Raw genomic sequence first — 14864 nt, 5'->3', positions numbered from 1 at the left:
CGGTGCAGCGCCGCTAAGGCACTTAGCGGCGCGACCGGCACCGAGCCCGGCCGGCGCTGCAAACCGCGCCATAGGGCGCGGGTGGAGACGGTCACTAGCCGACGACCATCAACGTCTCGCCTTTATACCGCGGTTCGAACGGAGCGAACAATGCGCTCCGTTCGAACCGCCGCGCCGTTACCCGCAGCGGCTGAAGCCCCGCCAGTTTGAACGTCCCGAGCTTCAGCTCCTTGGGCGCACGCCCCTCGCGCTCCAGCGTCACCGCATCGACATACAGCTCGCCGTGCCGGGTATAGAGGATGTGCGGGGCGAGCGTCACCGCCTGCCGATTGTACGTCGTCGCCAGGCACAGCTGCTTGACGATCGCCTCCAGCACCACCGGCGTCGCGCCGGGGTCCACCGGCGCGGGCGTGCGCTCGTCGCTGTCGGTCATCGGCTTCAACCCTCGCTCTCGTCGCCCCCCGGAACGCATCGCACCACCGGCGGTTCACCCCTTCATGAGCGAAACCGCCGAAAAAGCCGACCCCGCTTTGTGGGAGAAGGTCAAGCACGAGATCACCGCCGGTGCCAAGGGCGGCAAGGCCGGACAATGGTCCGCGCGCAAGGCGCAGATGGCGGTGCAGGAATACAAGCATCGCGGCGGCGAGTATGTCGGCAACAAGGACGATGCCCACAACTCGCTCCACCAATGGACCGAGGAGGATTGGGGCACCAAGTCCGGCGGCAAGAGTGGCGAGACGGGCGAGCGCTACCTTCCCAAGCACGCGATTGAAGAACTCTCCGACGAGGAGTACGACCGTACCACCGCCGCCAAGCGCAAGGCGTCGGAGGAGGGCAAGCAGTTCTCCGCGCAGCCCGAGGATGTCGCGCGCAAATCGGCCAAGCACCGCGACCACCGCACCCGCGCCGAGTTGTACGAAGCGGCCAAGAAGCGGAACATCCCCGGCCGCTCGAAGATGACCAAGGACCAGCTGCTGGGCGCACTGGCGTCCTGACGCCGTTTACGCTCTAACCTGCGCATCCCTTCGCTGGAGCATCAGATGCGCGCCTTTCTCCTCGCCACCTCCCTCCTCGCCGCGCCCGCGGCCGCACAGGCGCCCATGACCCAGGACGATCCGTACATCTGGCTCGAGGACAAGGACGGTGCCCGCCCGCTCGCCTGGGTCGAGGCCGAGAACAAGCGCACCCTCGCCCGCCTCCAGGCCGACCCCCGCTACGCCACCTTCTACCAGGAGGCGCTCGCCATCGCGTCCGCCAAGGACCGCATCCCGATGCCCGACCAGCGCGGCGGCCGCATCCTGAACTTCTGGCGCGATGCCGACCACCCCCAGGGCTACTGGCGCGCCGCGACCGAGGCGAGCTACGCGACAGCGACCCCCGAATGGACCACGCTCCTCGACCTCGACGCGCTCAGCGCCGCCGAGGGAAAGAAATGGGTATGGAAGGGCGCGACCTGCCTCCAGCCCGAAGAACGCTACTGCCTCGTCTCCCTATCCGAAGGCGGCGAGGACGCGATCGAGTACCGCGAGTTCGATCTCCAAACGGCCAAGTTCGTCGAAGGCGGCTTTCGCCTGCCCAAATCCAAGCAGGGCGCGACCTGGGTCGACCGCGATACGCTCCTAGTCTCACGCGACTGGGGCACGGGCACGCTGACCACCTCGAGCTACCCCTTCGTCGTCAAGGAGGTGAAACGCGGCCAGCCGCTGACCGCCGCGCGCGAGGTCGCCCGGGGTGACATCTCCGACCAGCTCGGCACCTACGCCGCCAGCTACCACGACGCCGACGGCAATCGCGCGGTCATCGTCCAGCGCCGCCAGACCTTCTTCGGCGGCGACAAGCACCTGCTCACCAAGGCGGGCAAGCTCGTGAAACTCGATATCCCCGCCCGCGCCTCGCCGACCGGCCTGGTCAAGGGCCAGCTCGTCTTCACCACGCAAGAAGCTTGGGGAGCCCTCCCCGCCGGCGCGATCGTCGCAGCACCGCTGACCCAGGTCGAGACCGGCCGCTTCACCCCGACCGTCATTTTCGCCCCAACCGCGCGCCAATCGGTCGACGGCGCGACAGTCACGCGCTCGGGCGTCCTGGCGAACATCTACGACAACGTCCGCGGCCGCGCGCTGGCGTTCAGGCCCGGTCCGTCCGGCTGGACCCAGACCCGCCTCGCTCTCCCCGACAACCTCGCGGTCGACCTCGCCAGCGCGACGGAGGCGAGCGACACCGCCTTCGTCACCGTCACCGGCTTCCTCGACCCGACCACACTCTGGCGCGTCGACGCCTCCGGCCTAGCCGCTCCCGCTTTCATCAAGTCGCTGCCGCCCAAGTTCGACGCCTCCAACCACGTCGTCGAGCAGTTCGAAGCCGCCTCCTCCGACGGCACAAAGGTCCCGTACTTCGTCGTCCACCGCCGCGACGTGAAGCTCGACGGTTCCACCCCCACGATCATGACCGCATATGGCGGCTTCAACATCTCGAACACGCCCGCCTATTCGGGCTCGACCGGCAAGCTTTGGCTCGAGCGCGGCGGCAGCTTCGTCCTCGCCAACATCCGCGGCGGCGGCGAGTTCGGCCCCGCCTGGCACGATGCCGGCCGTAAGACCAAGCGCCAACTCATCTACGACGATTTCGCCGCGATCGGCCGCGACCTGATCGCGCGCAAGCTCACCAGCCCCGCGAAGCTCGGCATCTATGGCGGCTCGAACGGCGGCCTGCTGATGGGTGTCGAGTTCAACCAGCACCCCGAACTCTGGCGCGCGGTTACCATCCAGGTCCCGCTCCTCGACATGCTCCGCTACGAAGGCATCGCCGCCGGCGCGAGCTGGGTCGACGAATACGGATCGGTCAAGAACTCAGATGAGCGTGCATTCCTCGAGAAGATCTCGCCCTACAACAACATCAGGAAGGGCGGCGCGTACCCCGAGCCGTACATCTGGACCACAACCAAGGACGACCGTGTCGGCCCCCAACACGCCCGTAAATTTGCCGCACGTCTCAAGGAATACGGCCTCCCGTATCTGTTTTACGAGGACACGGCGGGTGGCCACTCCGGCGACGCCGACATCGAACAAGGAGCTAGGCTTCAGGCCTTGCAGATGACCTACTTCGCCCAAAAGCTAATTACCGACCAACAAACCGCCGAGAAATAGTCCACGCCGCCCGTAAATACCTCGTCACCCCGGACTTGATCCGGGGTCCCGTTTATTCTCAGCTTGGGGGAGAACGCGGGATGCCGGATCATGCCCGGCGAGGCGGGGCTGGATCGGGAACGCCCATCCCCCGCCGTCGTTACCCTGCCGACATCCGCAGGAGCCGACCCATGCCCTATATAAAAACCCGCGACGGCACCGACCTCTTCGTCAAGGACTGGGGCCAGGGCCGCCCAGTGATCCTGACCCACGGCTGGCCTCTCAACGCAGACAGCTGGGACGCGCAGGCCATGGCGCTCGCCGACGCCGGCTTCCGCGCGATCGCCTATGACCGCCGCGGCTTCGGCCGGTCGTCGCAGCCCTGGACGGGCTATGATTATGACACGCTAGCCGACGACCTCGCCGATGTCATGGCCGCGACCGGCGCGACCAGCGACGCGACGATCGTCGGCTTCTCGATGGGCGGCGGCGAGGTCGCGCGCTATATGAGCCGCCACGGCGGCAAGGGCGTGATCGCCGCCGGCCTGATCTCCTCGGTCGTGCCGTACATGCTGAAGGCCAAGGGCAACAAGGACGGCGCACCAGAGGCGACGTTCCAGGGCATGATCGAGGGCATCAAGAAGGACCGCCCCGCCTTCTTCCGCCACACCTTCATGCCCGCCTTCTACGGCCAGGGCTACATCAAGCAGGCGGTCAGCGACGACGTCCTCGATTGGTCGACCTCGATGGCGCTGATGGCCGGGCTGAAATCCACGATCGATTGCGTGAACGCGTTCGGCCACACCGACTTCCGCCCCGACCTACCCGCCATCACCGTACCGACGCTGATCGTCCACGGCACCAGCGACCAGACCGTTCCGATCGACACCAGCGCCCGCCCCGCCGCCGCCGGGATCAAGCAGGCCCAGCTCGTCGAATATGACGGTGCCCCCCACGGCCTCAACGTAACGCACAGCGACCGCCTGACCAAGGACATGCTGACGTTCCTGGGCGGCTGAGGAAGCGGACAAGGTAAGCCCCTCCCTTTCAGGGGAGGGGTTTGGGGAGGGGAACGCCGGTAGCGAGTTGGGCACCTAGCACGCCTACCTCGTAAGCAGCGTGCTCCTCCCCCAATCCCTCCTCTACTTCAACGGCACGATCACTTCATCCGGATGTGCGACGTTCAGCTCGCGCCGTACCATCTCGTCCACCATATCCGGGTTTGCATGCCGAGGATCGAGCAACGCGACCCGGTTTTTCAATACCGCCCGCTTCCGGTCCAGCTTGACGTAATCCGCTTCGCGCTGGGTCAGTTGGCTCTGATACTCGCCATATGCCATCGCCCCGTTTCGCCCGAACACGGCATAGCCCCCGAAGAAGGTGATGATCGTCAACCCCATCGCCGGCAAAGCGGCGCGGCGGAGCGTTCGAAAGACTTTCGGAGCTGGAGCGGGGCGCGGTTTCACACCCGACAATCCCTCGCGAGCCGTCCCATATCAAGCCCTATCGGTGCAGCACGTCGCGCCCGGCGAACCGAGCGGCGCTCCCCAGTTCTTCCTCGATCCGGATTAGCTGGTTGTACTTGGCCGTCCGGTCCGACCGCGCGAGCGAGCCGGTCTTGATCTGCCCGCAGTTCGTGGCGACCGCCAAGTCGGCGATCATTGCGTCCTCCGTCTCGCCCGACCGGTGCGACATGACCGCGGTATATCCCGCCCGCTGCGCCGCCGACACCGCATCGAGCGTTTCCGTCAGCGTTCCGATCTGGTTGACCTTGACCAGGATCGAGTTCGCCAGCCCGTCCGCGATCCCCTGCCGCAGCCGTTTGGTGTTCGTCACGAACAAATCGTCCCCGACCAGCTGCACCTTGCCGCCGAGCGCCTCCGTCAGCATCCGCCAGCCCTCGAAATCGTCCTCCGCCATCCCGTCCTCGATCGAAAAGATCGGATAGCGTGCCGCCAGGTCGACCAGATACGCCGACATCTCCCCGCTCGACAGCGACAAGCCCTCGCCGGAAATCTCGTACTTTCCGTGCCGGTGGAACTCGGTCGCCGCGCAATCGAGCGCCAGCATCACGTCGTCCCCCGGACGGTACCCCGCCGCCTCGACCGACCGCATGATAAAATCGAGCGCGTCCGTCGTGCTCGCCAGGTTCGGCGCGAACCCGCCCTCGTCGCCCACCGCCGTCGCCAAGCCCTGGTCGTGCAACGCTTTCTTCAGGGTATGGAAGATCTCCGACCCGCAGCGCACCGCCTCGCCGATATTCTCCGCCCCGACGGGCACGATCATGAATTCCTGGAAGTCGATCGGGTTGTCCGCATGCTCGCCGCCGTTGATGATGTTCATCATCGGCACGGGCAGCAGGTGCGCCGACACGCCGCCCACATATTTGTACAGCGGTAGCCCGCGCGCGTCCGCCGCCGCCTTGGCCACCGCCAGGCTGACGCCCAGGATCGCGTTCGCGCCCAGCCGGCCCTTGTTCTCCGTCCCGTCCAGCTCAATCATGGCGCGGTCGATGTCGACCTGGTCTTCGGCGTCCATCCCGACCACCGCCTCGGCGATCTCGTCGTTCACCGCGTCGATCGCTCCCTCGACGCCCTTACCCATCCAGCGCGACTTGTCCCCGTCCCGCTTCTCCACCGCCTCGTGCTTGCCCGTCGACGCGCCCGACGGCACCGCGGCGCGCCCGAAGCTGCCGTCTTCCAAAAGCACATCGACCTCGACCGTCGGGTTACCGCGGCTGTCGAGAATCTGGCGGCCGTGGATGTCGATGATCGCTGTCACGTGTGTTGCTCCCTTTTATCGGTCGGGATGGCCTGTATCGCGCGGGCCGGGGCTGATCAAATACGGAGCCGTAATGGAACCAGCGTCCCATTCTCGTGGTTCTGCGACAAACCAATGAAAGGGACCGTCATGTCCGACACCGGAATCAAATACGCGAACGACGCCACGCCGCCCTCGGGCACCTCGGTCGCTACGGCAGGCGTAGGGTCCTCGGCCGATGGCGGCGCGACCGGTGGGCGCGTCGACGACGCCAAGCAGGCGGTGCGCGACAACGCGTCGAAGCTGACCGCTCAGGCCGGCGACAAGGCGCGCGAGTACGCCGAACAGGGCAAGGCTAAGGCTTACGACGCGCTAGGCCAGCTCTCGAAGACGATCGAGGACGCGGCGCAGCAGGTCGAGGAGAAGCTCGGGCCTCAGTACGGCCAATATGTCCGCTCAGCTGCGGGTCAGGTCACGACGCTCGCCGATCGCATCAACGGCACCGACGTCGACCAGCTCGCCGACGACGTGCGCGGCTATGTCCGCCAGAGCCCGGGCGTCGCGATCGGCGCGGCCGCCGCGGTCGGCTTCGTCCTCGCCCGGCTGGCCCAGGCCGGGATCGACGGAAAGCCCGACTGATGGCGACCATCGCGCCCGAACGGACGGCTGGCGGCGCGGGCCGTCCCATCGCCGTCAAGCTCTCCGACGAGGGCGTGCCCGAACTCGTCGGCCGCTTGGTCGATGACACGCGTGGCCTCGTGTCCGCCGAGGTCGAGCTCTACAAATCCAAGATCGCCGAGCGCGTCATCGCCTACAAGGCGGCAGCCGTGTTGTTCGCGATCGCGGGCGTGCTCGGGCTCGTCGGGCTTATCGCGTTGTTGATCGGGTTGATCATGACGCTTGCGACGCTGATCGGGCCCGGCTTTGCGACATTGGTCGTGGTTGGTGTGGTCCTAGCCGCAGCCGCCGCGCTCGGTCTGATGGGACGCGCAAAGCTCGCCCCGCCCAACACGGGAGCTCCGCGATGACCGATGACGCGAAGGAGAAAGACGTCAATGACGGTCAGGCGGTGACGCCGCCGGTCGTACGCCTCGCCGCGGCCGAGGTCGACGCGGTCGCCGCGCGCGACCGGCTCAACGACACCGTCGCACGTCTCCAGTCCAAGCTCGATCCGAAGCTCATCGCCAAGGAAGCTGTTGGCGAGGCAAAGATGATTGGCAGGCAGGCGATGGGTGAAGCCAAGATCGCGAGCGACAAGGGCAAGGATTACGCCCGCGACAACCCTCGTGTCATCGGGGGGGCTGCGGCCGGGATAGTACTGTTCCTGCTTCGCCGCCCGCTTCTTGGCCTGTTCAAGCGTCGCAAAGGTCCCAAGCCGCAAAAGGCTGCCAAGCCGATGACGCGGACGGCCGCCAACGATCGTCTCGCGCGTTCGCCGCACCCCGCGCAAGCGCCCGAGCGGACGCCGATCCGGCCGCTCGCCACACCGCATCCCACCACACCCGCCCCTAGGAACCTCGCTCCGATCGCTCCCGTCACGGCGAGCAATGAAGGCGTTCCGCTCGAAGGACAGAAATCATGAGCAACACCAAGACCAACCCGTCCGAGCAGTCCACCGTCGACGCAGCCACCGCGCGCGCGACCGAGGCGCTCGACACCAACCCGCTAGGCGTCCTCGCCGGTGGCCTGGCGCTCGGCGCGATCGCCGGGGCGTTGCTGCCCCGCACCGACCGCGAGAAGGATCTGCTCCGCCCCGTCGGCGCGAAGATCGGCGCTACCGCGGTCGCCGCATTCGCCGCCGCCAAGGAGGCCGGCCGCGCTGAGATCGAGCAGCGCGGCTTGACCAAGGAGTCCGCGCGCGATCAGGCCAAGTCGCTCTTCGAGAACGTCGTCAAGGCGGCAAGCGGCGCGGCTAGCGCGGGTGCCAAGACCGCCAAGCAGGAAGCGACCGGCAAGGCCGACGCCCCGGACTCGACAGGCGGCACCGGCGATAGCGTTCCCGCTGCCGATCCACACAAGCAGATCATGGCCGCCGAGACCGACATGGGCAGCATCCGCTCGGCCGTCTAATGTCCCGGACGGAAGCGGCCCGTACGGTCCGCTTCCGCACTTCCCCTGTTTCCGCGCGGCCGAAACCCCTCTAGGGCGAGCCGCATGAGCAAGCTTCATCTAGTCTTCGGCGGTCGTGTGCGCGACCCTCGCGGCCTCGACTTCGTCTCTCCCGAGCAGGTCGAGATCGTCGGCGTCTTCCCGGACTATTCCGCCGCCGAAAAAGCCTGGCGCGCCGCCGCCCAGCGTACCGTCGACGATGCGGAGATGAAGTTCGTCGTCGTCCACCTCCACCGCCTCCTGGAACCCGGCCTGGAAACTGATAGCGCCTAGTCTGTTCTCCTCCCTGGACAGGGAAGGGCATGGGTGGGTGGACGCGAAAGCGTTCTAGTGACGGCCCCTCAAGCCCCTCGGTGCCGCCACAACAGCAACGGCCGCGCCAATGCCAGCCCGGCCAGAAACCCGCCGATATGCGCCCCGACCGCGATCGCTGGCCCGCCACCGATTCCGACCGCACCGACCAACAGCTGGATGCCTACCCACGCCCCCGCCAGCCAGGCAACATGCACCAGGCTCCCCGGCACCGGCCCTAACCTGCGCGCCCGGTTCCGCCCATAGAACAACGCGTAGGCGGCAACGACCGCCGAGATCGCGCCGCTCGCGCCGATCATCGGCCCGCCGCCGCCGATCAGCCATTGCCCGGCCGCCGCCGCATACGCGCCCGAGACATACAAAACGACCAGTCCCGCCGCCCCGATCACCCGCTCGGCGGACAGCCCGCAATAGACAAGCATCAGCAGATTGAGCGCGAGATGCCCAACCCCGCCATGGATCAACGTCGCGCTCAGCGGGGTCAACAACGCCGGCACCGCCATCCCTAGCTCGCCCGGCATCCCCAACCCGGCGAACCGTTCGGGGATGAACCCGCCCATCACCGCTGCGTAGGGCAGCCATCCCGACAACAGCACCAATATCGACGCCGCGGCCGTAGCCGCGGCGATCGCAACGGTCGCGGGCGCGTTCGCGACCGGGTTCAGACGAACGCGATCTTGGAAACGACGTAGTAACGATCGCCCGACGGCACCGTCACCTCCACCTCCTCGTCGACCTTGCGCCCGATCAGCGCGCGGCCCAGCGGCGAATTATAGCTGATCCGTCCCGTCTTGGCGTCCGCCTCCGTCTGGCCGACAATCTGATAGATCACCGGCTTGTCGTCCTCGTCCAAAAGCGTGACGGTCGCGCCGAACACGATCTTGTCGCCCGACAAGTCCCTGGGATCAATGATCTGCGCGCGGGACAGCTTGTCCTCGATGTCGGACAGCGACGCCTCGACCTGGCCCTGGCGCTCCTTTGCGGCGTGATACTCGGCGTTCTCCGACAGGTCGCCGTGCGCGCGCGCTTCCTCGATCGCGTCGACGATCGTCGGCCGTTCCGCCTTCAACCGCTTCAGATCGACGGAGAGCCTGTCATAGCCTTCCTGGAGCATGGGAAACTTCTCGACGGTCGCCATGGCTTCGCGGTCCCTGAATTGTTCGGACCCCGGGTCGGACCGGTCGGTCCGCCCGCACCACATGTTTCGCTATGGAAGGGGTCGTTCGTTACGCCCCGAATGATAAGCCTGTAACGGCAGCACTTCAAGCCGCGCCTCCCCGTCACCCGATCTTGCGCCCGCCGCGATCGCCTTGGCCGCCTCCACGCTCGCGGGCGTGGTCGTGAAGTAGGGCACGCGCGCTTCCAGCGCGGCCTGCCGGATCGGCTTCGAGTCCTTGAGCGACTGCCACCCCTCCGTCGTGTTCAAGATCAGCGCGATCCCGCCGTCCTTGATCCGGTCTACGATGTGCGGCCGCCCCTGCGCGACCTTGTTGATGCGCTCGACCGCCACGCCCTCGCCCTCCAGGAATGCCGCCGTCCCCTGCGTCGCGACGATCGCAAAGCCTGCCTCCGCCAGCATCCGCATGGCCGGCGCGATTGCGGCCTTATCGCCCTCCTTGACCGACACGAACACCGCGCCCCCGCTCGGCAGCACCGTCCCGGCACCCAGTTGCGCCTTGGCGAAGGCGGCCGTGAAATCGCGAGCAATACCCATTACTTCGCCCGTGCTCTTCATCTCGGGCGACAGCACCGGATCGACACCCGCAAACCGCGCGAAGGGGAACACCGACTCCTTGACCGCAAAGAACTCGATAGCCCGGACGATCGGCGGCAGGTCGCGGAGCATCTCTCCCGCCATTACCCGCGCCGCGATCTTGGCGACCGGGCAACCGATCGCCTTGGCCACGAACGGCACCGTCCGCGACGCGCGCGGATTGACCTCGATCAAATAGACCCGGCCCTCCTTTACCGCGAATTGGATATTCATCAGCCCGCGTACCTTCAGCGCGCGCGCGAGCACATCCGTCTGCCGCTCGATCTCCGCCACGATCTCGGGCGACAGGCTATAGGGCGGGATCGAACAGGCGCTGTCGCCCGAATGCACCCCCGCCTCCTCGATGTGCTGAAGCACGCCTGCGACCACCACATCCACGCCGTCCGCGACCGCATCGACATCCACCTCGATCGCGTCACGTAAATATTGGTCGACCAGAACTGGCGCGTCGTCAGACACTTGCACCGCGAACTGGATGTAATCATCCAACTGCGCCGGCCCGTCCACGATCTCCATCGCTCGGCCTCCGAGCACGTAGCTCGGCCGCATCAGCACGGGATAACCGATCCGCTCCGCCACCGCGATCGCCTCGTCCCGGCTCCGCGCGATGCCGTTGGCCGGTTGCAGCAGCCCAAGCTTGGCGACCAGCGCCGCGAACCGCTCGCGGTCTTCCGCCAGATCAATCGCGTCGGGGCTCGTCCCCAGGATCGGCACCCCCGCCGCCTCCAGCGCGCGCGCGAGATTGAGCGGCGTCTGCCCGCCCAGCTGCACGATCACGCCGTGCAGCGTCCCCCGCGCCATCTCGACATGCAGCACCTCCAGCACGTCCTCGGCCGTCAACGGCTCAAAATACAGCCGGTCGGACGTATCGTAATCGGTCGACACCGTTTCCGGATTGCAGTTGACCATGATCGTCTCGTACCCCGCTTCCGCCAGCGCGAACGAGGCATGGCAGCAGCAATAATCGAACTCGATCCCCTGCCCGATCCGGTTCGGCCCCCCGCCCAGAATGACCACCTTGCGCCGGTCGGACACGTCGCTCTCGTCCTCCGGCGCGCCGAAGCTCGGGGCCTCATAGGTCGAATACATATACGGCGTCGGCGCATCGAACTCGGCCGCGCAGCTGTCGATCCGCTTGAACACCGGCCGCACGCCCAGCCGGTGACGAAGCGCGCGCACCTCCTCCTCGGTCACGCCCCCCGTCATCGCCACGACCGCCTCGTGGATCAACCCCGATCCGCGCGCGATCCCCCGCGACATACCTCGCAGATGTACCGACTGCAGCGCCAGCCAGGCGAGCCGCTTGTCGCTGAACCCCATGCCCTTCAGCCGCCGCATCCCCGCCGCGTGGATCGGCAGCCCGTTGCTCGTCACCTCCGATTCCGCGCGAACGATCTCCGCTATCCGCTCAAGAAACCACGGATCATACTTGGCGATCGCATGCACCTCCGCGACCGTGAAGCCCTCGCGCAACGCCTGGGCCGCGACCAGCAGCCGGTCGGGCGTTGCCGCCGCCAGCGCCGCCTCGATCTCCGCGCGCGGCGCGCCGACCAGCGCATCGACTTGGTTGAACCCGCTCAGCCCCGTTTCCAATCCGCGCAACGCCTTTTGCAGCGATTCGTGAATGTTACGCCCGATCGCCATCACCTCACCGACGGATTTCATCGCCGTCGACAGCACCGCATCCGCGCCCTTGAACTTCTCGAACGCGAAGCGTGGTATCTTGGTGACGACGTAATCAAGGGTCGGCTCGAACGACGCCGGCGTGGCCCCGGTAATATCGTTCGTGATCTCGTCGAGCGTGTACCCTACCGCCAGCAGCGCCGCGACCTTGGCGATCGGAAACCCCGTCGCCTTGGATGCCAGCGCCGACGACCGCGATACACGCGGGTTCATCTCGATCACGATCAGCCGCCCATCCTTCGGATTTACCGCGAACTGGACGTTCGAACCGCCTGTCTCGACACCGATTTCGCGCAGGCAAGCGATGCTCGCATTGCGCATTATCTGATATTCCTTGTCCGACAGCGTCAGTGCGGGCGCGACCGTGATCGAGTCGCCCGTATGCACCCCCATCGGATCGACATTCTCGATCGAGCAGACGATGATGGCGTTGTCCGCGCGGTCGCGGACCACCTCCATCTCATATTCCTTCCACCCGAGCAGCGATTCCTCGATCAGCACCTCGGTCGTGGGCGACGCGTCGAGCCCCGACCGCACGATCGCCAAGAACTCCTCGCGGTTGTACGCCACGCCCCCGCCCGTGCCCCCGAGCGTGAAGCTTGGCCGGATGATCGCTGGCAATCCAACCTTCTCAAGCCCTTGCAACGCTTCCTTCTCGTCATGCGCGATCGCCGAGCGCGCCGACTCCAGCCCGATCCGCCCCATCGCCTCCTTGAACTTCAGCCGATCCTCCGCCTTGTCGATCGCCTCCGCGTCCGCGCCGATCATCTCCACGCCGTGCCGCGCCAGCGTCCCGTCGGCGGACAAGGCCAGCGCGATGTTGAGCGCGGTCTGCCCGCCCATCGTCGGCAGCACCGCCATCACCTCATCCGGATGGAGCCCCCGCTCACGCTCGATGATCCTCGCCACCACCGCGGGCGTCATCGGCTCGATATACGTCGCGTCCGACAGTTCGGGATCGGTCATGATCGTCGCCGGGTTCGAATTGACCAGCACGATCCGGTACCCCTCGGCGCGCAGGGCTTTGGCCGCCTGCGTCCCCGAATAATCGAACTCGGCCGCCTGCCCGATCACGATCGGCCCCGCGCCGATGATCAGGATGGATTGGATGTTGGTGCATTTGGGCATTATGCGTCGATCCCGATCGACTTCACGAGAGCAGTTAAGAGCGCGCTAGCAAGGCCGCCGATTAATTGGTCCTGATAACGCTTGATCAAAAACTTGAGACTCTGGATCAGGGTCAATTCGAGTAAATAGATACGAGTACTTCCAGCTCTAATCAGCTCCCGGCCAGCTTGAAGCTGACCGATCATCAGTTCGCGCAAGCCAGGAAGCTCGGCTATCTGATTTTGACCGCTCACCGCCTGAATAATTTCAGTCGCCTTTAGATCTAGCTCCGAAATTTCATTGTCTGAAAAGGATACGACACGATTTGCAGCTGGAGCAAACCCCAGATCAGGAAAAACATTCCCGATACCCTGACTGCGTTTGTAGCCGTCAAATACATCAGGATAGAAGCGGTCACCTATTACTTGCGACCGAGCAAATACCTTGTCGGCCTTCAGGGCCTTATCTCGAAACTGAGTATAATGAGAGGGGGAGTACATATAATAGGTACCGGCAAAGTCCTCCTCGGTTTCAAAGACAGCTTGTCCACTTACAAGCTCCTGCAGAACACTTATACTTAGAGATTGTATGTCAATTAACTCTTCCACTTCATACTTTCCGAGTGCCTTGCGCGCATAGATTTCGAGAGCTGCAAGAATCTCGTCTCGTCGGACGTAGCCTTGAGATAATGGTAGCTGTGCTTGCGATTGCAGCAGGAGCGTGCGAGCGTACGGGTATATTTCAGCCACTGAGTTTCTTCTTTACCATCTCCACAAACCGCTCGAACAGATAGAAACTATCCTGCGGCCCCGGGCTCGCCTCCGGATGATATTGCACGCTGAACGCAGGCCGGTCGGTCAGCTCCAGCCCCGTATTCGACCCGTCGAACAAGGACACATGCGTCTCGCGCACGTTCGTGGGCAGGCTGTCGCGCTCCACCGCGAAGCCGTGGTTCATGCTGGTGATCTCCACCGCGCCGTCCGCCACGCGCCGGACCGGGTGGTTCGCCCCTCGGTGCCCCTGGAACATCTTGGTCGTCCGCGCGCCCACCGCCAACGCAAGCAACTGGTGCCCCAGGCAGATGCCGAACAGCGGCAGCCCCGTCTCCAGCAGCTCCCGGATCACCGGCGCGGCGTACTCGGCGGTCGCGGCGGGATCGCCCGGCCCGTTCGACAGGAACACCCCGTCGGGCTTCAGCGCCATCACCTGCTCGGCGGTCGCGGTCGCGGGCACCACCGACACCTGAGCTCCCACGCGAACAAGGTTGCGGAAGATGTTGCGTTTGCTACCATAATCGATCGCGACCACATGCGGACGCTTTTCGCCGTATAGGTCTGGTTCTTCTGGATCGCCGTATCCGAACCCCAGCCGCCAGACCCCGCCGTCCCAGCCGTAATGCGTCGCCGTCGACACCTCGCGCGCCAGGTCCACCCCCTCCAGCCCCGGCCATTCCCGAGCCCGCGCCAGCAGCGCCTCCACATCGAACCGCCCATCCGCCCGGTGCGCGATGACCGCGTTCGGCGCGCCGACGCCCCGGATGCGCCGGGTCAGCGCGCGCGTGTCCACCCTTGCCAGCCCGATCCGCGCATGCCGCCGCATCCACCCATCCAGCCGCCCAGCGCTCCGGAAGTTCGACGGCGCGGTCACGTCCTCGCGCACGATCACGCCCAGCGCATGCGGGTCGTCCGCCTCAAGATCGTCCGGGTTAACGCCCACATTGCCGATATGCGGGAAGGTGAAGGTGATGATCTGCCCGGCGAAGCTCGGGTCGGTCATGACCTCCTGATAGCCCGTCATCGCGGTGTGGAAGCACACCTCGCCGACCGCGTCCCCCTCCGCCCCGAACCCGCGCCCCCACAGCACGTCCCCCGATGCGAGGACCAGACAACCCGTCGCTCCGGCAGGCATGGCTAGAGGCTTGGCGTCGGCCATGAAGGCGGGCACTCCTTGGGGTCGGACGGCGATGTCGCTAAGCCGCGCTCGCTAAAGACGCCCCC

16 protein-coding genes are annotated in these 14864 nt (G+C 65.9%); 8 read left to right on the top strand and 8 right to left on the bottom strand.

The genetic code is table 11. The features are described from left to right. Nucleotides 1-94: 94 nt before the first annotated feature. A complete protein-coding gene (locus ACFE7F_RS10940) occupies nt 95-433 on the bottom strand; it encodes a hypothetical protein (RefSeq protein ID WP_375403885.1) in 339 nt (112 codons plus the stop codon). 64 nt (nt 434-497) lie between these two features. On the opposite strand from ACFE7F_RS10940, the gene ACFE7F_RS10935 reads away from it, so the two are divergent. The 3 genes from ACFE7F_RS10935 to ACFE7F_RS10925 all read left to right on the top strand — a co-directional run bounded on the left by ACFE7F_RS10935 (nt 498) and on the right by ACFE7F_RS10925 (nt 4141). Beyond that, nucleotides 498-995, top strand: a complete 498-nt coding sequence (locus ACFE7F_RS10935) for a DUF5872 domain-containing protein (protein WP_375403884.1) — start codon at nt 498-500, stop codon at nt 993-995. Between the two features lie 45 nt (nt 996-1040). Continuing rightward, a complete protein-coding gene (locus tag ACFE7F_RS10930) occupies nt 1041-3143 on the top strand; it encodes a prolyl oligopeptidase family protein (protein ID WP_375403883.1) in 2103 nt (700 codons plus the stop codon). Nucleotides 3144-3313: 170 nt separating this feature from the next. Then, nucleotides 3314-4141, top strand: coding sequence for an alpha/beta fold hydrolase (locus ACFE7F_RS10925; protein ID WP_375403882.1), 828 nt, complete (start codon nt 3314-3316; stop codon nt 4139-4141). 123 nt (nt 4142-4264) lie between these two features. Here ACFE7F_RS10925 and ACFE7F_RS10920 read toward each other — a convergent pair whose 3' ends face one another. Further along, nucleotides 4265-4522, bottom strand: a complete 258-nt coding sequence (locus ACFE7F_RS10920) for a septum formation initiator family protein (RefSeq protein WP_375403886.1) — start codon at nt 4520-4522, stop codon at nt 4265-4267. A 103-nt stretch (nt 4523-4625) separates the two neighbouring features. Further along, entirely contained in the window at nt 4626-5903 is a 1278-nt protein-coding gene (gene eno, locus ACFE7F_RS10915; RefSeq protein ID WP_375403881.1) for a phosphopyruvate hydratase, read from the bottom strand. Nucleotides 5904-6032: 129 nt separating this feature from the next. On the opposite strand from eno, the gene ACFE7F_RS10910 reads away from it, so the two are divergent. The 5 genes from ACFE7F_RS10910 (at nt 6033) to ACFE7F_RS10890 (ending at nt 8264) form a co-directional block, all read left to right on the top strand. Continuing rightward, the gene (locus ACFE7F_RS10910; RefSeq protein WP_375403880.1) at nt 6033-6521 is read left to right on the top strand and encodes a hypothetical protein; all 489 of its coding nucleotides are present in this window, start codon (nt 6033-6035) and stop codon (nt 6519-6521) included. Then, complete coding sequence (locus ACFE7F_RS10905; RefSeq protein WP_375403879.1) at nt 6521-6910, top strand: phage holin family protein; 390 nt, start codon at nt 6521-6523, stop codon at nt 6908-6910. Before ACFE7F_RS10910 ends, ACFE7F_RS10905 begins: the two co-directional genes overlap by 1 nt. Continuing rightward, nucleotides 6907-7464, top strand: coding sequence for a hypothetical protein (locus ACFE7F_RS10900; RefSeq protein WP_375403878.1), 558 nt, complete (start codon nt 6907-6909; stop codon nt 7462-7464). Before ACFE7F_RS10905 ends, ACFE7F_RS10900 begins: the two co-directional genes overlap by 4 nt. Further along, complete coding sequence (locus ACFE7F_RS10895) at nt 7461-7952, top strand: hypothetical protein (protein WP_375403877.1); 492 nt, start codon at nt 7461-7463, stop codon at nt 7950-7952. The genes ACFE7F_RS10900 and ACFE7F_RS10895 overlap by 4 nt, the downstream gene beginning before the upstream one ends. Before the next feature lie 84 nt (nt 7953-8036). After that, nucleotides 8037-8264: a DUF4170 domain-containing protein gene (locus ACFE7F_RS10890; RefSeq protein WP_375403876.1), complete on the top strand. Its 228-nt coding sequence runs from the start codon at nt 8037-8039 to the stop codon at nt 8262-8264. Nucleotides 8265-8332: 68 nt separating this feature from the next. Here ACFE7F_RS10890 and ACFE7F_RS10885 read toward each other — a convergent pair whose 3' ends face one another. The 5 genes from ACFE7F_RS10885 to carA form a co-directional block, all read right to left on the bottom strand. After that, on the bottom strand, nt 8333-8902 hold the full coding sequence (locus tag ACFE7F_RS10885; protein WP_375403875.1) for a rhomboid family intramembrane serine protease: 570 nt from the start codon (nt 8900-8902) through the stop codon (nt 8333-8335). Between the two features lie 62 nt (nt 8903-8964). Further along, nucleotides 8965-9441: a transcription elongation factor GreA gene (gene greA, locus ACFE7F_RS10880; RefSeq protein WP_375403874.1), complete on the bottom strand. Its 477-nt coding sequence runs from the start codon at nt 9439-9441 to the stop codon at nt 8965-8967. Nucleotides 9442-9510: 69 nt separating this feature from the next. Then, a complete protein-coding gene (carB, locus tag ACFE7F_RS10875) occupies nt 9511-12888 on the bottom strand; it encodes a carbamoyl-phosphate synthase large subunit (protein WP_375403873.1) in 3378 nt (1125 codons plus the stop codon). Next, nucleotides 12888-13616 (bottom strand): hypothetical protein, encoded by a 729-nt coding sequence (locus tag ACFE7F_RS10870; protein WP_375403872.1) that lies wholly within the window; start codon nt 13614-13616, stop codon nt 12888-12890. Before ACFE7F_RS10870 ends, carB begins: the two co-directional genes overlap by 1 nt. After that, nucleotides 13609-14799, bottom strand: a complete 1191-nt coding sequence (gene carA / locus ACFE7F_RS10865) for a glutamine-hydrolyzing carbamoyl-phosphate synthase small subunit (protein ID WP_375403871.1) — start codon at nt 14797-14799, stop codon at nt 13609-13611. The genes ACFE7F_RS10870 and carA overlap by 8 nt, the downstream gene beginning before the upstream one ends. Nucleotides 14800-14864 lie beyond the last annotated feature (65 nt).

This window comes from uncultured Sphingomonas sp., assembly GCF_964235535.1.
In the GTDB taxonomy this organism is placed as follows: Bacteria; Pseudomonadota; Alphaproteobacteria; order Sphingomonadales; family Sphingomonadaceae; genus Sphingomonas.
The sequence above is the reverse complement of the archived record's forward strand: the minus strand, read 5'-3'. Positions and strand labels throughout refer to the sequence as shown.